This is a genomic window from Bradyrhizobium sp. AZCC 1719, from assembly GCF_036924525.1.
GTDB lineage: Bacteria > Pseudomonadota > Alphaproteobacteria > Rhizobiales > Xanthobacteraceae > Bradyrhizobium.
Genome location: NZ_JAZHRU010000001.1, coordinates 1,758,008 through 1,777,776 on the forward strand (window position 1 = coordinate 1,758,008; position 19,769 = coordinate 1,777,776).

Annotated in this window: 16 protein-coding genes and 1 riboswitch; of the genes, 6 read left to right on the plus strand and 10 right to left on the minus strand. The window is 64.1% G+C overall.

Annotated features, from left to right (window positions below; all coding sequences use genetic code 11):
- Window positions 1-206 precede the first annotated feature (206 nt).
- Window positions 207-1,469, plus strand: coding sequence for a PQQ-dependent sugar dehydrogenase (locus V1292_RS08425; RefSeq protein WP_334371731.1), 1,263 nt, complete (start codon window positions 207-209; stop codon window positions 1,467-1,469).
- 89 nt (window positions 1,470-1,558) lie between these two features.
- Window positions 1,559-2,140: a c-type cytochrome gene (locus V1292_RS08430; RefSeq protein ID WP_334371732.1), complete on the plus strand. Its 582-nt coding sequence runs from the start codon at window positions 1,559-1,561 to the stop codon at window positions 2,138-2,140.
- 13 nt (window positions 2,141-2,153) lie between these two features.
- On the opposite strand, the gene panE is transcribed toward V1292_RS08430, so the two are convergent.
- From panE to V1292_RS08445, 3 genes are all read right to left on the minus strand, one after another.
- Window positions 2,154-3,074, minus strand: a complete 921-nt coding sequence (gene panE / locus V1292_RS08435) for a 2-dehydropantoate 2-reductase (RefSeq protein ID WP_334371734.1) — start codon at window positions 3,072-3,074, stop codon at window positions 2,154-2,156.
- A gap of 148 nt (window positions 3,075-3,222) precedes the next feature.
- Window positions 3,223-3,828 carry a 2-hydroxychromene-2-carboxylate isomerase gene (locus V1292_RS08440; RefSeq protein ID WP_334371735.1) on the minus strand — a complete coding sequence of 202 codons (606 nt, stop codon included), beginning with the start codon at window positions 3,826-3,828 and terminating at the stop codon, window positions 3,223-3,225.
- 37 nt (window positions 3,829-3,865) lie between these two features.
- Complete coding sequence (locus tag V1292_RS08445) at window positions 3,866-4,477, minus strand: DUF2239 family protein (RefSeq protein WP_334371737.1); 612 nt, start codon at window positions 4,475-4,477, stop codon at window positions 3,866-3,868.
- A 152-nt stretch (window positions 4,478-4,629) separates the two neighbouring features.
- Between V1292_RS08445 and V1292_RS08450 the strand changes: the two genes are divergently transcribed.
- Window positions 4,630-5,295: a glutathione S-transferase family protein gene (locus V1292_RS08450; RefSeq protein WP_334371739.1), complete on the plus strand. Its 666-nt coding sequence runs from the start codon at window positions 4,630-4,632 to the stop codon at window positions 5,293-5,295.
- Between the two features lie 33 nt (window positions 5,296-5,328).
- On the opposite strand, the gene V1292_RS08455 is transcribed toward V1292_RS08450, so the two are convergent.
- Together V1292_RS08455 and ggt are read right to left on the minus strand one after the other, a co-directional pair.
- Window positions 5,329-6,225, minus strand: coding sequence for an SDR family oxidoreductase (locus V1292_RS08455; protein WP_334371741.1), 897 nt, complete (start codon window positions 6,223-6,225; stop codon window positions 5,329-5,331).
- Window positions 6,226-6,528: 303 nt separating this feature from the next.
- Window positions 6,529-8,268, minus strand: a complete 1,740-nt coding sequence (gene ggt, locus V1292_RS08460; RefSeq protein ID WP_334371743.1) for a gamma-glutamyltransferase — start codon at window positions 8,266-8,268, stop codon at window positions 6,529-6,531.
- 128 nt (window positions 8,269-8,396) lie between these two features.
- On the opposite strand from ggt, the gene V1292_RS08465 reads away from it, so the two are divergent.
- Complete coding sequence (locus V1292_RS08465) at window positions 8,397-9,782, plus strand: MFS transporter (protein ID WP_334371745.1); 1,386 nt, start codon at window positions 8,397-8,399, stop codon at window positions 9,780-9,782.
- A gap of 972 nt (window positions 9,783-10,754) precedes the next feature.
- Here the strand turns inward: V1292_RS08465 and purH are convergent.
- The 3 genes from purH to V1292_RS08480 form a co-directional block, all read right to left on the minus strand.
- On the minus strand, window positions 10,755-12,347 hold the full coding sequence (gene purH / locus V1292_RS08470) for a bifunctional phosphoribosylaminoimidazolecarboxamide formyltransferase/IMP cyclohydrolase (RefSeq protein WP_334371747.1): 1,593 nt from the start codon (window positions 12,345-12,347) through the stop codon (window positions 10,755-10,757).
- A gap of 23 nt (window positions 12,348-12,370) precedes the next feature.
- A riboswitch (ZMP/ZTP riboswitch) is annotated at window positions 12,371-12,451 on the minus strand.
- A 206-nt stretch (window positions 12,452-12,657) separates the two neighbouring features.
- A complete protein-coding gene (locus V1292_RS08475; RefSeq protein ID WP_334371749.1) occupies window positions 12,658-14,373 on the minus strand; it encodes a heparinase II/III family protein in 1,716 nt (571 codons plus the stop codon).
- A gap of 163 nt (window positions 14,374-14,536) precedes the next feature.
- The gene (locus V1292_RS08480) at window positions 14,537-15,886 is read right to left on the minus strand and encodes an RsmB/NOP family class I SAM-dependent RNA methyltransferase (protein ID WP_334371751.1); all 1,350 of its coding nucleotides are present in this window, start codon (window positions 15,884-15,886) and stop codon (window positions 14,537-14,539) included.
- A 159-nt stretch (window positions 15,887-16,045) separates the two neighbouring features.
- Here V1292_RS08480 and V1292_RS08485 point away from each other — a divergent pair, with 159 nt between their 5' ends.
- Window positions 16,046-16,255, plus strand: a complete 210-nt coding sequence (locus V1292_RS08485; protein ID WP_334371752.1) for a DUF1674 domain-containing protein — start codon at window positions 16,046-16,048, stop codon at window positions 16,253-16,255.
- A 76-nt stretch (window positions 16,256-16,331) separates the two neighbouring features.
- Complete coding sequence (locus tag V1292_RS08490) at window positions 16,332-16,943, plus strand: thermonuclease family protein (RefSeq protein WP_442895603.1); 612 nt, start codon at window positions 16,332-16,334, stop codon at window positions 16,941-16,943.
- On the opposite strand, the gene cysC is transcribed toward V1292_RS08490, so the two are convergent.
- Window positions 16,909-18,804 carry an adenylyl-sulfate kinase gene (gene cysC, locus V1292_RS08495; RefSeq protein ID WP_334371756.1) on the minus strand — a complete coding sequence of 632 codons (1,896 nt, stop codon included), beginning with the start codon at window positions 18,802-18,804 and terminating at the stop codon, window positions 16,909-16,911. The genes V1292_RS08490 and cysC overlap by 35 nt on opposite strands.
- A complete protein-coding gene (gene cysD, locus V1292_RS08500) occupies window positions 18,804-19,766 on the minus strand; it encodes a sulfate adenylyltransferase subunit CysD (RefSeq protein WP_334371758.1) in 963 nt (320 codons plus the stop codon). The genes cysC and cysD overlap by 1 nt, the downstream gene beginning before the upstream one ends.
- Between the last annotated feature and the right edge of the window lie 3 nt (window positions 19,767-19,769).

Below are 19,769 nucleotides of genomic sequence, written 5' to 3' on the forward strand. Positions count from 1 at the left end.
CGGCGCAAGAGCGGATTGAACGTGCGGCTTGCCAATCCGTCTCACAATTTGCCTCGCGTGTGCTGAACCGCGTGGCGTGCGCTTCTCTCCGGCACCGGATGTGCTACCATTTTTCGGTCTGCCACACTTCACCAGACCATATTCGTCTCTCGAAAGTTCAAAATAATAACAGGCGCGGCCCATCCGGCTGCATAGGGAGTGACGCGATGAAATCGGCTTTCAATCGATCTATTGTTGCGCTCGCAGCAATCCTTGTTGTTGCGGGGGCCAGCCAGGCTCCTGCGCAACAGAAGGCCCTGAAGAAATACGAGTCCGGTACCAAGGACTTCTGGAATAATCCGCCGCCAGACTGGTTCCTCGGCGATGAGACCGAACAACAAAAGGGCCTCGCTCCGCCGTCAGGGCCGCCGACCGGCGCCTCGGACGCAGAACTGGCGGCGCTGATGAAGAAGATCAAGCTGCCCGACGGCTTCAAGATCGAAGTTTATGCGTCTAACGTGTTGTCCGCGCGGCAGATGGCGTGGGGCGACAAGGGCACGCTGTTCGTCGGTTCGTTCGAACTCGGCAATGTCTATGCGATCAAGGACAATGGCGGCAAGAAAGAAGTCAAGACCATTCTCAAGGGCCTCAAGATGCCGACCGGCCTCGCCTTTCTCGATGGCGCGCTTTACGTCGTCGCGGTCGACAAGCTGATCAAATACGAAAACGCCGAGGCCAATCTCGACAACCTCGGCGCCGGCAAGGTGGTGTATGACGACATGCCGTCCTACATCGCTCATGGTTGGAAATATATCACCGTCGACAAGGATGGCTGGTTCTACCTGCCGTTCGGTCCTCCCTTCAACATCGGCATTCCGCCGACCAGCGTTTCGCAGGTCCGCCGCGTCGATCCCAAGACCGGCAACGCCGAAATCTGGGCGCTCGGCGTCCGCAACAGCGTCGGCGGCGACATCGATCCACGCAGCGGGCGATACTGGTTTACCGAGAACGCCCGCGACTGGGTCAGTGACGACATGCCGAGCGACAAGCTGAACATGATCTCCAGGATCGGCGAGCATTTCGGCTATCCCTATTGCCACCAGGGCGACATGCCGGACCCGAAATTCGCGATGGGCCACAAGTGTTCGGAATTCACGCCGCCCGTCGTCAATCTGGGCGCGCACGTCGCGCCGCTCGGCATGAAGTTCTATACCGGCGATCAATTCCCGGCCGAGTACAAGAACAACATCCTGATCGCCGAGCATGGCTCCTGGAATAGGCACAAATACCAGGGCGCCCGGATCAAGCGCGTCATCGTCGATGCCGACGGCAAGAACGCCAAATCGGAGATCTTTGCCTCTGGCTGGCTCGAAGGCGACCAGGGCTACCTCGGCCGGCCGAACGATATCTTGCTGGACAAGGACGGTTCGATCCTCGTGGCCGACGACTGGGCCGGTGCGATCTACCGCATCAGCTACACCAAGAAGTAGGATTTGAGCTGGCGGAGGCTGCGGTTTGCCCTGGAGAACGGGTGGCCGCAGCCTTTGCTGTTTGATGCACAGGGCGGAGAGTAGTCGAAATGCGAAGTGCATTGATGGGGTCGCTGCTGGCGCTTGTGATTTGCGTGCCGCTCGCCCGCGCCGCTGATATCGCGGCCGGCAAGGCGAAAGCCGAGCTGTGCGTCGGTTGTCATGGCGAGGGCGGCATTTCGCAGATCGAGAACACTCCCTCGCTGGCGGCGCAGCCCGATCAATTCATCCAGTGGCAGCTCGTGTTCTTTCGTGCCGGCACCCGCAAAAACGAGCAGATGCAGCCGATCGTCGAACAGCTCAATAATGAGGATATTCGCAACCTCGGCGCCTACTACGCCTCGCTCGAACCGCCGAAGGCATCAAAGCCTGACGACAATCCCGATTTGTCGAAGAAGGGAGAGCAGGCGGCCGTCGGCCGGCGCTGCGCGTCATGCCACACCGATAGCTACGCCGGCACCAAGGGGGTCGCCCGCGTCGCCGGCCAGCGCGAGGAATACCTGGTCAAGGCGCTGCGCGAGTACAAATCGGGAGTGCGATCCGGCGGCGCGATGGCTGCGATGACGGATGTCGCCTATTCCCTCAGCGAGGAAGAGATCGAGGCACTCGCGCATTATCTTGCGCATCTCTGAGTGGCTACGGGGACTACCCCTGCTGCTTCTCATATGCCTTCAGATGCGTATAGGCGATGCGCAGCTTCGGCACCGGAATCTTCGCCGCGTCGGCGCGTGCTACGAGATCGCCGATCACATGATCGGCTTCCACCGGCAGTCCCGCCTTGATATCGCGGAACATCGAGGCGGTCATCGGCGAGCCCTCGGTGGTCAACAAGCCACTGGTACGCTGGAAGAACGGTCCCGTCGGCTCGTAGCCCGACGCCTTTGCAATCGCGCTGCATTCATCGAGCATGCCGAGCAGAAAATCCTTTCCGCCGGCCACCGCCAGGATGTTGCCGACAGAGGTGCGCATCAGGCAGGTGGAGGCTGCGAGCGAAGCAAGGAAAACCCACTTCTCCCACATATCCTGCATGACGTGTTCGCTGGCCACGGCACCGAACTTGCCGCTGTCGAACACTTTTGCGATCGCACGCACCCGCTCCGACATCGAGCCGTCGCGTTCGCCAAAATTAAGCGACTGCATCGGCGCTAGCTGGACCACCTCGCGGGCCTCGTTGAGCGTCACCGCGATCGCGCAGAGACCGCCGAGCACGCGGTCGGCGCCGAATTTCTTGTCCAGGACCTTGAGGTGCAGCATGCCGTTGAGCAGCGGGATGATTGCGGTTGTCGGCCCGACCGCAGGTGCAAAAGATTTGATCGCATCCTCGAGGTCGAACGCCTTGCAGCTCAACAGCACGACGTCGAATGTCTCGGTGAGCTTGTCGGCCTGTACTGTCGGCGGGTTCGCGAGCGTCACGTCACCGGTGGGGCTCCTGATGATGAGACCTGCGCTTGCGAGTTCCGAAGCGCGCTTCGGCCGGACCAGGAACGTCACATCGTTTCCTGCCTGAAGCAGCCTGCCGCCGAAATAGCCGCCGATGGCGCCGGCCCCGACCACGAGAATACGCATGGATCAACTTTCCTTATTGTTGATTTTGGAACGGCGAATAGCGAGTAGCGAATGGCGAGTAGGAAGATGCCGGCTGCAATCTACTCCCAACTATTCGCTATTCGCTACTCACCATTCGCTTGCCTACCATGTGGTCTGATCTGGGCAGCTACTTTCCCGAAATCATTTCCTCGACTTCGCGAAGTTGCTCCTTGCCGAAGAACATTTCCTTGCCGACGAAGAACGTCGGCGAGCCGAACGCGCCACGGTCGACCGCGTTTTGCGTATTCTCGATCAGCCTGGCCTTTACATCCGCATCCTGCGATCGCGCCAGCAGCTTGGCAGCATCCAGGCCGGACGAGGTCAGCGCCTTGGCAGCGACTTCGGGATCATCCATCTTCTTTGGCTCGATCCACATGTGGTGGAAGGCAGCATCGACATATTTCTCGAACACGCCCTCGAACTGGGCTGCCACCGCCGCGCGCATCAGGTTCAGCGTGTTGACCGGGAAGAATGGGTTCCAGACGTAGGGCTTGACCCCAAAGCGCTTCACGAAGCGTTCGGTTTCCAGCGCGTGGAATTCGCGCTTGTTCTTGATGCCGGCGAGCGTTTCGGCGGGCGACTTGTTGTTGGTGGCCTTGAAGATGCCGCCGAGCAGGATCGGCACATATTCGAACTTCACGCCGGAGCGTTTTTCGATCGCCGGAATCGCTTCATGGCTGAGGAAGGCGTTTGGGCTGCCGAAATCGAACAGGAATTGCGGATTTGAGCTCACGGCAGTCTCCTTATGTTTTGGCGCATTGCGATCGCGCCTATGGCTCGGCGCGATCGCTAAAGGCGAGCTTGACGACGTGGTCGCGGATATCGTCGGGCCAGCCGGCGACGAGAACAACGAAGCGCCGCCGGTCATCGGCGAACAACGCCCGCGAGGCTTCCTCGAAGCCGGCGAGATTGCCGGCCATCACCGACATGAAGCGATAGGCGGCGTCCCTTGCCGCGCGGGCGCGATCCGCATCGCCATTGGCGCTGCGCGCCTCGTCGACGAGCTTGCGCAACGCCACCGACGCGCCGCCGGGCTGCGCCCCGAGCCATTCCCAATGGCGCGGCAACAGCGTCACCTCGCGCGCGACCACGCCGAGCTTGGGCCGTCCCCGTCCGCGCGGCCCAGTCGTCGCAGCAGCCTCATCGGCTTCGACTTCCGGAGACGAGGCCGGTTGCGGCAGGCGGGCAACAACGTCGCCCTCGGTCCCGCGAAGGTCGAGATCGATCGGCTGGCCGGTCGCGTCGTTGAATATGATGATAGGCAGCACGGCAGGCCTGCGGGAAGCCTGCATGACCGCCAGCGCGACCTCGGCGAGCGGGCCGGCCGCCAGGCGTTGCGGGCCGATGAAGGCTGTGAACAGGGGGCGAGACGTGTCGGCCATTGGAGATTCTCTGGATTTTCGGTGCGCTATATTTACCCGGATAAATTTCGGATGTCAATATCCCCCGGGTAAATTATGACCTGGCTCAAGGTCGTCTCGACTTTCCATCCCCCGGCTGGCACCAACGCCACGCCAACTCCAGGGGGGACGCCATGCTGACGGTTCATCATCTCAACAATTCACGCTCCCAGCGCGTGCTCTGGCTTCTCGAAGAGCTTGGCCTCGCTTACGAGATCGTCCGCTATCAACGCCAACCGGACATGCGCGCGCCCAAGGAACTGCGCGCCATTCACCCGCTCGGCAAATCGCCCGTCATCACCGACAACGGCAATACGATCGCCGAGTCCGGCGCGATCTGTGAATACATCGTTGGCACCTATGGCAATGGCCGCCTGATCCCGCCGCCGAACACGCCGGAGCGGCTGCGCTACACCTATTGGCTGCACTATGCCGAAGGCTCCGCGATGTCGCCGCTGCTTTTGAAGCTGCTGTTCACGCTGATGCCGAAGCGTGCGCCTGCGCTGCTGCGGCCGCTGGTGCGCAAGGTCTCCAACACGGCGCTGACCACCCTGGTCAATCCGCAGCTCAAGCAGCACATGGATTACTGGGAGAGCGAGCTCGGCAAGAGCGAATGGTTCGCCGGCAATGAATTCACCGCCGCCGATATCCAGATGAGCTTTCCCCTGGAAGCCGCCGCGGCGCGCGGCGGGCTCGAGCAGGGCCATCCCAAAGCGATGGCGTTTCTCGAACGCATCCACGCGCGGCCGGCCTATGCGCGCGCGCTGGAGAAGGGCGGGCCGTATGTGGTCGGGCGTTGACATCTCCTCCGTCATTGCTGTCGGTGTTCATCTCTAGCGCGACGTCTGCGTGGCGCCGACCGAGGGCAGCGCCTGCACGGTGACGCCGGGCGGCGGCACGTCGTCGTCGGGGACGAAGAAATCCGACATCAGCGGCACGGAGGGATCGACGCGGTAGCGCTCGAAATCCCTGACGCCGGAGGCGTACAGCACCTTGTCGTCGATGCAGAACTGTCCGGTGAATTCCCGCGCCGGCCTGGTCAGGATCGCGTGCGCGGCGTCGCCCATGATCTCGGGCGTGCGGCTGGCGCGCATCATCGCCTCGCCGCCGAGCAGGTTGCCGACCGCGGCAGTGGCGATGGTGGTGCGCGGCCATAGCGCGTTGACAGCGACGCCGGCGGATTTCAACTCACCCGAAAAGCCCAGCACGCACATGCTCATGCCGAACTTCGCCATCGTATAGGCGGTGGAATGCTCGAACCATTTCGTCTTCATGTCGAGCGGCGGCGACAGCATCAGTATGTGCGGGTTTTCCGCCTTCTTCAGATGCGGAATGCAGTATTTCGACACCATGAACGTTCCGCGGGTGTTGATGCCCAACATCAGGTCGAACCGCTTCATGTCGGTTGCTTGCGAGGTGGTCAGGCTGATGGCGCTGGCGTTGTTGACGCAGATATCGATGCCGCCGAATTCGGCGACGGTCTGCTCGACCGCCGCGATCACCTGCGCCTCGTCGCGGATGTCGCACAGCACCGGCAGCGCCTTGCCGCCGGCGGCGCGAATTTCTTCCGCCGCGGTGTAGATCGTGCCCTTGAGTTTCGGATGCGGCTCGGCGGTCTTCGCCGCAATCGCGACATTGGCGCCGTCACGCGCGGCGCGAAGCGCAATCGCCAGCCCAATGCCGCGACTGGCGCCGGAGATGAACAACGTCTTGCCTATGAGGGATGTCATGACGAGAACCTCCAGTTATGGACGCACGAACGAACGGCTCCCTCCCCCCTTGCGGGGGAGGGTTGGGGAGAGGGGTACGCCACGGGCGCTGACGGCAGACATACTCGATCCTGCGTCAACGACCCTCGCTAAGCGATCGGCGAAGCCGAGAGCCTTGTCCGTGCGATGCGTCGAACAGTCGAGCAAGTGGCACCCCTCTCCCTAACCCTCCCCCGCAAGGGGGGAGGGAACCCATCCGCTAGTGCGTCCCTTACAAACCTGCGTCCCTTACGAGTGCGCGGCTTCATTATCCAACTGCTACGCTTACTGCCCCACCGCCGCCGCCCCTCTCGTGCGCGGATCGGGGGCGCCGAGCAGGCCAGTGGGCGTGACGGCGATCGAATTGGCCGAGGTCTGGCCGAGCGGCTCGATCACCTGATGGCCCTTCTCCTTTAGCGCATCCAGCGTTTCCTGCGGGAAGCCGCGCTCCACGCGCACCACATCCGGCATCCATTGATGGTGCAGCCGGGGTGCGGCCACGGCGGTGGCGACGTCCATCTTGTAATCGAGCACGTTGACCACGACCTGCAGCACGGCTGAAATGATGCGGCTGCCGCCCGGCGAACCCGTCACCAGCACCGGCTTGCCGTCCTTCAGCACGATGGTGGGCGACATCGACGACAGCGGCCGTTTGCCCGGGCCTGGCAAATTGGCTTCGAAGCCGACCAGGCCGAACGCGTTCGCCGCGCCGGGTGCTGCGGTGAAGTCGTCGAGTTCGTTGTTGAGCAGCACGCCGGTGCCATCGGCGACGAGGCCGACGCCATAGGAAAAATTCAGCGTATAGGTGTTGCTGACGGCATTACCGCGGGCGTCGACGACGGAATAATGCGTGGTATTGCTGCCCTCGCGCGGCAGGCTCACGGATAACGCCTCGGCGGGCGTAGCGCGCGCAAGGTCGATGCTGGCGCGTTGCTTTGCCGCGTAATCCTTCGCGATCAGGATACTCGCCGGCGCATTGACGAAGGCGGGATCGCCGAGATAGCGCGCCCGGTCGGCGTAAGCGCGCTTCATGGCTTCGATCATGACATGCAACGAGGGCGCCGAGCCCTGCTTCATGTCCGCCATCGCAAACCCTTCGAGAATGTTCAGCGCTTCCAGTAGCACCGTGCCGCCGGACGAGGGCAGCGGCATCGACACGATCTCATAGCCGCGATAACTGCCGCGCACGGGACTGCGGATCACCGCCTCATAGGATTTGAGATCGTCCGCCGTCATGATGCCGCCGGCATCGCGGACGGCTTTTGCCAGCCGTTCGGCGACCGGGCCCTGGTAAAATCCACGCGGTCCCTGCTCGGCAATCGCCGACAGCGTTGCCGCGAGATCGGCCTGAACCAGACGGTCGCCCTCTCGCAGCGCCGTGCCGTCGTCACGGGAGAACGCCTTGGCCGAGTTCGGCCAGCGTGCCATCCGGCGATACATGTCCGGCAGCGTGTCGGCGGTGTCGTCGGCGATCACGAAACCGTCTCGTGCGAGCTCGATGGCGGGCTTGAGGATTTGCGCGAGCGTGAAGCGGCCGGAGCCGTATTTCTCCAGCGCCAGTGCCAGTCCGGCCACCGTGCCGGGCACGCCGATACCAAGCGCGGAATTGCGCGACTTGTCGGTATCGGGCTTGCCGTCCGATCCCAGAAAGATATCGCGCGTGGTCGCGGCCGGTGCGGTCTCGCGATAGTCGATGGCGACGTCTTCATTGCGCTCGGCCGAATGGATCACCATGAAGCCGCCGCCGCCGATGTTCCCGGCGCGCGGATAGGTGACGGCAAGCGCAAAGCCGGTGGCGACCGCGGCATCAACCGCGTTGCCGCCTTGCCGGAGAATGTCGGCGCCGACTTCCGCCGCGATCCTTTCCTGGGCGACCACCATGCCGTGTTCGGCTGCAATGGAACGAACGGCGGAGAGGTCCGGCGAATAAAAGCGGCGTTCCTGCGCAAAGGCGGTCGCACCGCAGGCAAATGCCAACACGATTGCGGCAATCGCCTTGCGCCGAGTGATTTGAAAGATTGTCATCGAAAATCCGCCGCAGTTTGAGCCTGTGTGGCGCGTGGGCAACAGCGCCAGCGTTGGTGACGCATGCTATATGGGTTCGGTTTCGGCACGCAAAACGCTTCACGAGACTTTTGAAGGAAATATCCGGCATGGCGGTGATCGCTTCCGAGGCAGTTGGCGCCGAGATTCTGCAGGCATATCCGCGCCGCGCCGCCGTCGTGAGCTGGATCTTCTTCGATTGGGCCGCGCAGCCTTATTTCACGCTGATCACCACGTTTGTCTTCGCGCCCTACTTCGCGGGCTTCGTCGCGCCGGATCCGGCGAGGGGGCAGGCGCTGTGGGGATTCGCCACCGCCGCCGCCGGCCTGGTGATCGCGCTGCTGTCGCCGGTGCTGGGTGCCATCGCCGACGCCAGCGGCCGCCGCAAGCCGTGGATCGCCGGCTTCGGGTCGCTTTTGGTGATCGGCTCCTGCCTGATGTGGTTCGGAAAGCCGGGCGACCCCAGCGTCATCCCGCCACTGCTGTTGGCCTATGCGATTGCGAGCATCGGTGTCGAATTCGCCACCGTCTTCAACAATGCGATGATGCCGACGCTGGTGCCGCCGGACAGAATCGGGCGGTTGTCCGGCACCGGATGGGCGACCGGCTATATCGGCGGTATCCTCAGCCTCATCCTCGTGCTCGGCTTTCTGGCGGCCAGTCCCGAGACCGGGCGTACACTGTTCGGCCTGGCACCGTTGTTCGGTCTCGATCCGGTCACGCACCAGGGCGATCGCATCACCGGTCCCTTGACCGCCATCTGGTTCCTCATTTTCGTGACGCCGATGTTCCTGTTCACACCGGATTATCCGGCCAGGCGTCCAATCCGCGAGGCGTTGCGCGAAGGATTGAGCGGGCTCAAGCGAACGCTCGGCGAATTGCCGAAGCAAAAGTCGATCGCGACGTTCCTGCTTGCCAACATGATCTATACCGACGGGCTGGTGTCGCTGTTCGCGTTCGGCGGCATCTACGCCGCCGGCACCTTCGGCTGGCATACGATCCAGATCGGGACGTTCGGAATTCTGCTGGCGATCGCGGGCACCTTCGGCGCCTGGCTCGGCGGCAAGCTCGACGACAGGTTCGGACCCAAGCGCGTTATCGCCGGTAGCCTCACGATCCTGCTGCTTGCGCTCGCCGCGATCTTGCTGGTCGACAAGGATTCGATCCTGTTCGTGAAGGTCGCGCCACCAGCTCCGGGCGGCGCGCTGTTCTCCGGCGCCGCCGAGCGCGCCTATCTCGTGCTCGGGTGCCTGATCGGCGCGGCCGGCGGCCCGCTGCAGGCGGCGTCGCGCACGCTGCTGATCCGTCTCGCGCCGAAGGATCGCATCGCGCAATACTTTGGATTGTTCGCGCTGACCGGAAAGGTGACGTCGTTCATCGGTCCGCTCCTGATCGGCGCGATCACGGCCGTGACCGCAAGCCAGAAAGCCGGCATGGCGCTGCTGGTGCTGTTCTTCGTCGCGGGCCTGGCGCTGCTGTCGCGCGTGCGGGAGTGAGGGGGAGCGACTGTCGCGCATTGCTCTCCACGAAGGCGGGTTTCCGGTTTTGCCGCGGCCCATCCGCGTCATTGCGAGCGAAGCGAAGCAATCCATGCCTCAGCGCGGGGATAGATGGATTGCTTCGCTCCGCTCGCAATGACGGGAAGATAGCGCCGCACACACCACTGTCGTCCCCCGCGAAGGCGGGGGATCCAGTACGCCGCGGCTCATCCGTTCAATCACTGGCGTCTCTGGAATACTGGATCGTCCGCCTTCGCGGACGATGACAACCGAATATGAGGCGGCGATCTCGCGGCGCATTGCGTCCGAGGTTTGCTCTCAACTTCCCGCCCTCTCATTCAAAGGGCGCAGGGAAGACCGGGTGCTGGCTGCACCCGCGGTCTCGTGTGCAATTGCGCATAAAGAACACGCACACGAGCATACAGGTACAGCGGGAGCATCCCGGCCTTCCCTGCGCAATGGCTTCACGGCTTACTTCGTGCTCTCCCCGGAGAACGGCTCTTTTGCCTCCGTCGCCGACGGGAAATTCCCGCCAACTTAACGCCAGCACCGCGGCGTCCGAACCACACGACTTCGCCGTACGCTCCCGTCTTCGCCAAGAGGCTTCGCCGGGTTTGGTACCGGTCCGCCGAAGCTTTAGCGAAGGCGGATCCTGCGCCTACGTCTTGCGCATTCCGCGTCCATCGCATCTCACCGCACGTTCGTGACGATCGCGAGCGCCCCTCAATGGGTGAGACGGGCGGAGTTATGCATCTGATTTGCGTGAGAACGAAAGCGGAATATTTTTGATTCCGGGACTTGATATGATTTCGGAAAATCAGAATTGATTTGCTCGTAGGGCAATCACATCACCGGTGCCGTAGGGTGGGCAAAGCGCGAGCGTGCCCACCGTCAAGCCATGCGATCGGTGATGGATGGTGGGCACGTCGCTGGCGCTCCTTTGCCCACCCTACGGCGTTTATCATTCACTCAGTGCCTGAAATGCCTGACGCCGGTGAACACCATCGCGATGCCGTGGTCGTCGGCGGCCTTGACTACTTCTTCATCGCGCATCGAACCGCCGGGCTGGATCACCGCCGTTGCGCCGGCTTCGATGCAGGCCAGCATGCCGTCTGCGAACGGGAAGAACGCATCGGATGCGACGACGGAGCCTTTGGTCAGCGGTTCAGCGAGCTTCATTTCGGCCGCAGCATCCTGTGCTTTGCGGGCGGCAATACGCGCCGAATCGACCCGGCTCATCTGGCCGGCGCCGATGCCCACTGTGGCGAGGTCCTTGGCGTAGATGATGGTGTTCGACTTGACGTGCTTGGCGACGCGGAAGGCGAATTTGAGATCGCGCAGTTCGGCGTCGGTCGGCGCGCGCTTGGTCGCAACCTTGATGTCCATGTCCTCAACCACCGCATTGTCGCGGCTCTGCACCAGCAAGCCGCCGGCAACCGTCTTGGCGGTCAGGCCGACCGTGCGCGGGTCGGGCAGGCCGCCCGCGAGCAACAGGCGCAAATTACGCCTGCTGCCGATGATCGAGATCGCCTCTTCGGTGGCGTCGGGGGCGATGATCACTTCGGTGAAAATGCCGATGATGGCGCGCGCGGCCTCCGCATCCAGCGTGCGGTTGACTGCGATGATGCCGCCATAGGCCGACGTCGAGTCGCAGGCGAGCGCGCGGCGATAGGCGGTGACGAGATCGGGTCCCTCCGCAACACCGCAGGGGTTCGCATGTTTCACGATGACGCAGGCCGCGGTGCGCTTCGGATCGAACTCACCGACGCATTCGTAAGCCGCATCGGTGTCGTTGATGTTGTTGTAGGAAAGTTCCTTGCCCTGCAATTGCCGCGCGCTGGAGACGCCGGGCCGCTTGTCGGGGGTTGCATAGAACGCCGCGGTCTGGTGCGGGTTCTCGCCATAGCGCAAGGACTGGATCAGCCGGCCGCCGAAGGCGCGGAAATCCGGCGCATTGTCCTTGAGCTCTGTAGCAAACCAGTTCGAGATCGCTGCATCGTAGGCGGCAGTACGCGCATAGGCTTTTGCGGCGAGGCGGCGGCGCAACGCGAGCGTCGTTGCGCCCTTGTTGGCGGCGAGTTCGTCGAGCACGGCCTGATAGTCCTGCGCCTCGACGACGACGGCGACATCGTCGTGGTTTTTGGCGGCCGCCCGGATCATCGCGGGCCCACCGATATCGATATTCTCGATGCAGTCTTCGTAAGCAGCGCCTTTGTCGACGGTCGCCTCGAACGGGTAGAGGTTGACGACAAGCAGGTCGATCGGCGCGATGCCGTGCGCCTTCATGGCGTCGGCGTGCTCCTTGTTGTCGCGGATCGCGAGCAGGCCGCCATGCACCTTCGGATGCAGCGTCTTGACGCGGCCATCCATCATTTCGGGGAAGCCGGTAAGTTCGGAGACGTCCTTGACCTTCAACCCTGCGGCGGCGATCGCCTTCGCCGTGCCGCCGGTCGAGACCAGCTCGACGCCATGTCCCGCCAGCGCCTGGGCGAATTCGATCAGGCCGGTCTTGTCGGAAACGGACAACAGGGCGCGGGTCACGCGGCGGGTCGTATCGGTCATGGGCAAGGTCCTTTGTTAGGGGATGCTTATGCCCAGGCGCGCGGCGATTACTCTCGCGCTTCCCGATGGTGCTCCATCCAAAGTCGCCAGTCGCGCGAGCGCGGGCTGGTTAGCAGCTTTTGGCGCGGTTCACAATGGGGCGGTGGCAGTCTCTGTAATCGGCTTTGGCAGCCCGTTTCACACCCGTTCAAACCCTCATCCTGAGGAGCCCGCTGAGCGGGCGTCTCGAAGGATGTGGCCACAGACGGGGCCTCATGGTTCGAGACGCGCTTCGCGCTCCTCACCATGAGGGACGAGCGAAGCAGCACGATCAGAGCGGCAATTCCGGCTCTCGCCGCGCATTGCGCCGCGTGTTGGTGGCGCCTGGCGACGTGCTTGAGCGGACAAAGCTCCAGCGGATCGAGGAGGCGTGGCGGGAATCCTGACGGATCACGATCTGGGCGGTGCGGCGCGGGCCGTCATTGCCGGCCAGAAACACGCTGTCCTCGAGATCGACCTTGTCGTCGAGCGCCTCGAAGGTCCAGACTTCGCGGTTGGGCAATACCAGCATGACGCCGCGCGCATCGCTGAGGCGGCTGGCCTTCACCGCGGGATGAAGGTGAAACCGCAGCGCAAAATCGGTCTCCGCGCCCTTGATGCGCGTCCCCGGCGCCGGCGACACAGTGTCCTCGCCATCGAGTCTTGCGCCGTCATGGGAGATCATCAGCACCCGGCGATGCACGACGCCGAAGCGTGCGAGATAGCCGTCATGCGAGGTGGTCAGGAGATCGCCGTCGGCCACCGCCTCGCGGTAGCTTTCCACGTTGGCCGGACCGCTGACGACCGGCGCGCCCTGAAGCAGGCGCTTCATCGCCGACAATTCGACGAACTGACACGAGGACGCCTCGTGATAGGTCAGGGTCGAATGCGCTGCGGTGCTGCGGGCAAAGGTGCGCCAATTATCCCGGCCGGTCGAGGGCATCCCGCAATTGACCACGATCCGGCTCGGCCCCGAAGACAGTTCGAACGAGAGACAGCCGGCGTGCGCTTCCTGGCTGACATTCGGCGGCGGCGGCGGACCGCTATCGATGATGACGGTCGTCGTGCCGGCGTCGAGGCGCTGGAAGCCGGTATGCGGCATGTTCGCCATCGGTACGCCGTGCGTGTCATCATAGGCGAGCAGCGTCGCGACCAGGTCCGAGGGCGCGTTGCTCATGCCGTTGAACAGCGCGAAGCTGCCGTCGCCATGACGGAAGAAGCGCAGCATCGGCATCATGCGGTCGATCGCATTCAACAGCGCGGGCGGCGGCGCGATGTTGCGGGCGGCAAAGGTCTGGCGCAGGGGCAGGAGGTCGCTGAGCAGTTCGACCAGCGCGCCGGGGTTGCGCGAAATATGCCCGCCGTCGGGCTGGATCTGGCGCTGCAATTCGTCGGAAAGCCGTCGCGTGGCGGAGCGGATGTGTCGCGCCTGATTGGCCAGGCACAGCGAGGCGTAGCACAGCGCGATCAGGACCTGCAGCCGCGGCACACCGTCGGCGATGTCGAGCATCGTGTAGCGAAGATATCGAATTTCGCGGGTCAGCCCGCGCAGATACTTGCGATAGAATTTTCCGTCGGTGTCGCCGAGCACCAGCGGCGCCTGCGACAACAGCGAGATCACGCGGCGGGCCAGCACGTCGGGGCGGCGTTCGAGCGGCCGCTTGCGCGCCGGATTCGAGATCCAGTCGTCGACCAGCGAGCGGGCATTGGCGCGGGTCAGCGCGGTGTCGGCGGCGCGCAGGTGCCGCAGCCAGCCGAAGCCGAGCAGCGCGACTTCCCAATCTTCCGACGGCGGCTCGAGATCGAAGATCGAGCGGCCATGGCAGGTGACGATTTTGCCGGCAAACACGAAGCGGCCGGCATAGATTTCCGCGGCGCGGGTGGCGTCGGCGGTGCGCAGATCGTGCGGGGCGATGATCAGCCGGTCGGCGCGGCCGGGCCACAGCCGCGATACCGCCACCGTGGCGCCGGTCGCGCGCGCGATCACGGTCCGCGCCGAGCGGCTCATGATAAGCGTCGAGATGCGTCTGCGTTGAGCGACCGACACGCCGTGCCTTGGCTTTAAGGAGGGAGGGGTATTCTGGCGAATCCTTTTAATCCGGAAACACCGGCAACACACCATCTTGAAAATCGACGAATCACCCGAAGGCAGGGTGATTTCGGTCTAAAAATCAGGTTTTAACCAGCCGCGCCGCGTAAAATCCATCTAACCCGCCGAGCCGGGGGTCGTCATGGGGCAAATGGCAGGGCAGGGTGCGTAAATCGCCGCTTGGGGTCACGATTTCGCTGAGGCCCGCGACCTCGTCCACCTCGACCGGGACGCGACGCACGCCCGGTTCGGTAGCGAGCAGGGACGCGACCGCCTGTTCGCCTTCCTCGGGCTCCAGCGAACAGGTACAATAGACCAGCGTTCCGCCCGGCTTGAGCAGGGCGACCGCCTTTTGCAGCAACCTTTTCTGTAACGCGGACAGCGCCGCAATGTCGGCTTCCTGACGCAGCCAGGCGACATCGGGGTGACGGCGGATGGTGCCGGTGGAGGTGCAGGGCGCATCCACCAGCACGCCGTCGTAACCGCCATTGCCGCTGCCCTGCCATTCGGCCGCATCGGTCACCACGTCATCGGCCTGCAGCGAGAGCCGGGCCAGATTGTCGCGCAGCCGCGCCATGCGCGCCGGCGAGCGATCGACCGCGGTGACGCGCGCGCCGGCGTGCGCGAGTTGCGCGGTCTTGCCGCCGGGCGCGGCGCAGAGGTCGACGATGCTCTTGCCGGCGACATCGCCAAACAACCGCGCCGGCAGCGCGGCCGCGGCGTCCTGCACCCACCACTGTCCCTCGGAGAAACCGGGCAGCATGGTCACCGACCCTTGCAGCAGCGTGCGCACGGTTCCGGTCGGCAAGGTTTCGCCATGCAGGCGGCTCGCCCATTGCGCCGCGTCCGTCTTCACGGTGATGTCGAGGGACGGCTCGTGGCCGATGGCGCGCGCCATCTCCCGCGCGGTGGTCTCGCCATAGGCGCCGATCCAGCGCGTCAACAGCCACGGCGGAACATCAAGCGTCTGCGACTTGATTTCCTCGATCAGCGGCTGTCCCTCGCGGGCGCAGCGGCGCAGCACGGCGTTGACGAGGCCGGCATACTTTGCGGCGCGGCGGTCCGATTGCACCAGCCGCACCGAAAGATCGACGGCGGCGTGATCAGGCACGTCCATCCAGAGAATCTGCGCCGCGCCGATCAGTAGTGCGCTCTGTGCCCGCGGCGCATCCGTCGGAATGCCGCGATCGAGCAGGCGCGACAGCAAATGGCCGAGCGTGCCGAGCCGTCGCAGGATCGTCGCAACCAGCCGCCGCATCAGCGCGCGGTCGCGATCGGCGAGCGCCTTCAGTCCGGGATGGGCGCCCGTGCCGTCAAGCTGATCGTCGAGGGTGCGATGCTTGTGCAGCACGCCGTCGAGAATATCAGCCGCGATCCGCCGCGCCGCGAGGCCGGGCACTTCTGAAGGTACTGCGAATCTTGAAGGGGGCATGAAGCAGGAATGTCTCGGAAGGCGGAAAGGTTTCGGCTCATGCCAATGAAATGAAACACTCATTTGGCATGCGAATATGCCAAATGTAAGAATCGCCACAGACAATTTCTCGATTGTGATGTCATCTGTGCGCCCATCCCGTGCTATGGGAGAGTTGCGATGACCGACAATTATTCATCTCCAGCGCCGGCTGCGGAACGCAAGAAGCTGACGCCCGCAGCCCAGCGCGCGCTTGCCGAGGCCGAGGCGCGCCGCAAGGCCACTGACGCCAGCGCTACCATGCTGCAGAAGGAATTCCAGGGTCCGAAGGGTCTGGAACCGACCCGCTACGGCGATTGGGAGCGCAGAGGGATCGCTTCGGATTTTTGAGGGCCAAGATTTTTGAGGCGCAAGGACGGGCAGTGGGCCCTTGCCGGACGACCCGACTCAGCCCTTAGTCGGGAATATGCCTCCATATGAGAAGATAACTGCTTACCGGACCTCGCGCCGGGGTCCGTGGCGCCGCTGGTTTGCGGCGGCCTTGCCATGGATGTTCGTGCTTTGCGTAGCGGTGGCGACGACGCTGCCGGTGCGGGACTGGGTGCGCCGGTCGTTGCCTGACTTCGCCGACAGCCAGGCGGCGCGCGATGCCGAGATGATCTGGAAGCGCTCTGGAAGCCCTGACGTGCGCCATCCCGTCGATGTCATCCGGACCATCGATGGCGACACGTTTGAGGCGCGGGTGCATTTGTCGCCCGGCGTTGAGCCGATCACGCGCATACGCCTGCGCGGCATCGACGCGCCCGAATTGAAGGCATCGTGCCCTGGGGAATTGCAGATGGCGGAGGCCGCGACCGGTGCCCTGCGCGCGCTGCTTGGCGAAGGCGGGGTCACGATCTTCAGTATCGGACCGGACAAATATAGCGGCCGTGTTGTTGCCGAGGTTGCAACCAGGCGCACCGGGAATGTTTCGGCGGCCATGCTCGCGGCAGGTCATGTGCGCAGCTATGGCGGCGGCCACCGCAACGGATGGTGCGCGACCGCTACAGGTAACGATGCTCCCGCAAGTAAGCGGTGATGCGCTCGCAGGCCGCTTCCGCCGACATCTCCGATGTGTCGATGATGATTTCCGGAGCAAGCGGCGTCTCATAGACCTGGTCGATGCCGGTGAAGTTCGGCAGTTCGCCGGCGCGCGCCCTGGCGTAGAGCCCCTTGGGATCGCGCCGCTCGCATTCGGACAGCGATGTCGCGACATGAATCTCGATGAACTCGCCGTCGTCGTGCCGTCGTCGTGCCGTTTCGCGATCGCCGCGGAACGGGGAGATCAGCGAGACCAGCGCGATCAGGCCGGCATCGACGAACAGCGCCGCGATCTCGGCGACGCGGCGGATGTTCTCGACGCGGGCCTCGCTGGTGAAGCCGAGATCGCGGTTGATGCCGTAACGAAGATTGTCGCCGTCGAGCAGCGCGGCGTGGCGCCCGAGTTCGGCAAGGCGGCGATCGACGAGATTGGCAATGGTCGACTTGCCGGCGCCGCTTAAGCCAGTGAACCACAAGACGCAGGGCCGCTGCTGCTTGATGCGGGCGCGCACGGATTTGTCGACGTCGAGCGCCTGTCGGCGGATATTGGTGGCCCGTCGCAGCGAGAAATCGATCATCCCCGCCACCGCGGTGCGGTGGCTGATCGGATCGATCAGAATGAAGCTGCCGAGCTCGCGATCCTCGCGATAGGCCTCGCAGACCAGCGGGCGGTCGAGGCTGAGATTGACATAGCCGATCTCGTTGGTGGCGAGCGTGGTTGCGGCCTGATGCTCCATGGTGTCGATGGCGACGCGGTGCTTTAGCGTCGAGATGACCGCGCCGGTCGAGGCGGTGCCGCATTTGAGCACGTAGCGGCGGCCCGGCAGCATGGCATCGCCGTCGAACCAGACGAGATGCGCGGCCAGTTGATCAGATACCAGCGGCGGGTCGCCCGCGGTCAGCACGTCGCCGCGGCTGACATCGATCTCATCGGCCAGCGTGAGGGTTACCGATTGGCCGGCTGTGGCATGGTCCTGCTCGCCGGCGGCGGTGATGATGCCGGCAACATGGGTGAGATGGCCGGACGGCCGCACGCTAATCGCGTCGCCTATGCGTACCGTGCCGCCGGCGATCCGCCCGCTGAAGCCGCGAAACTCCGCATTCGGCCGGTTCACCCATTGCACCGGAAGCCGGAACGGCCGCTCTGCGATGTCGCCGGTGACGTCGACCGTCTCCAGATGCGCCATCACCGTCGGCCCGTCGTACCAGGGCATCCGCGCACTCGCAGCGAAGATGTTGTCGCCGTCGCGCGCCACTACAGGAATGCATTGAACCTGCGGAATGCCGAGTCGGGCAGCCAAGGTGCGATATTCGGCGGCGATCGCTGCAAAACGATCGGCATCGAACCCGACCAGGTCCATCTTGTTGACGGCGAGCACGACGTGGCGCACGCCGAGCAACGCGAGGATATGACTGTGGCGGCAGGTCTGCGTGATCACGCCCTTGCGCGCGTCGATCAGCACCACCGCGAGATCGGCGGCGGACGCGCCGGTTGCCATATTGCGCGTATATTGGGCGTGGCCCGGCGTGTCGGCGACGACGAAACGGCGGCGCTGGGTGGCGAAGAAGCGGTAGGCGACGTCGATCGTGATGCCCTGCTCGCGCTCCGCCTGCAGGCCGTCGACCAGCAGCGCGAAATCGAGATCGCCGCCGGTGGTGCCGGCGATCTTGCTCTCGGAGGCGAGTGCCGCCAGTTGGTCGTCGAGCAGCGTCTTCGAATCGTAGAGCAGGCGGCCGACCAGCGTGCTCTTGCCGTCGTCGACGCTGCCGCAGGTGACGAAGCGCAGCGTCGGCCGGTCATGCTGCCCGAGCTGCAACGCGTCGAGAACGGCGACCGTGGGCGCCTCGTGATAAGACATCAGAAATAGCCCTCAGCTTTCTTGCGCTCCATCGACGCGGTCGAGTCGCGGTCGATGACGCGTCCTTGCCGTTCGGACGTTCGCGAAATCATCATCTCATGGACGATCTCCGGCAGGTTCGCCGCCGTCGACGGCATCGCGCCGGTCAGGGGATAGCAGCCGAGCGTGCGAAACCTGACCGAGCGCCACATTGGCTGCTCGCTGGCGCGCAGCGGCATCCGATCGTCGTCGACCATGATCAGGGCGCCGTCGCGCTCGACCACCGGCCGCCGCGCGGCAAAATACAAGGGCACGATCGGGATGTTCTCGATCAGGATGTATTCCCAGACGTCGAGCTCGGTCCAGTTCGACAGCGGAAACACCCGCATGCTCTCGCCGGGCGCGAGCATGGTGTTGTACAGGCTCCACAGCTCCGGCCGCTGCTGCTTCGGATCCCATCGATGGGTTGCGCTCCGATGCGAGAAGATGCGCTCCTTGGCGCGCGATTTCTCCTCGTCGCGGCGGGCACCGCCGATCGCGGCATCGAAGCCGCCGGCTTCCAGCGCCTGCCGCAGCGCCTGCGTCTTCATCACGTCGGTATGAAGCGCCGAGCCGTGGCTGAACGGGCCGATGCCCTGCCTCACGCCGTCGGCGTTGACATGGACGATCAGATCGAGCCCGAGCTCGCGTGCGCGCTGATCTCGAAACGCGATCATCTCGCGAAACTTCCAGGTCGTATCGACATGAAGCAGCGGAAACGGCGGCTTGCCGGGATAGAACGCCTTCATCGCCAGGTGCAAGAGCACCGAGGAGTCCTTGCCGATCGAATAGAGCATCACGGGTTTACGGAATTCGGCCGCCACCTCGCGCATGATGTGGATGCTTTCGGACTCCAGGCGCTGCAGATGGCTCGTGGCGGTGCGGGGCTGCTTGCCAGCCCTTCCCGGGAGGGCTGGCTCGGCGATCGTGGGAATGTCCAGCATGGC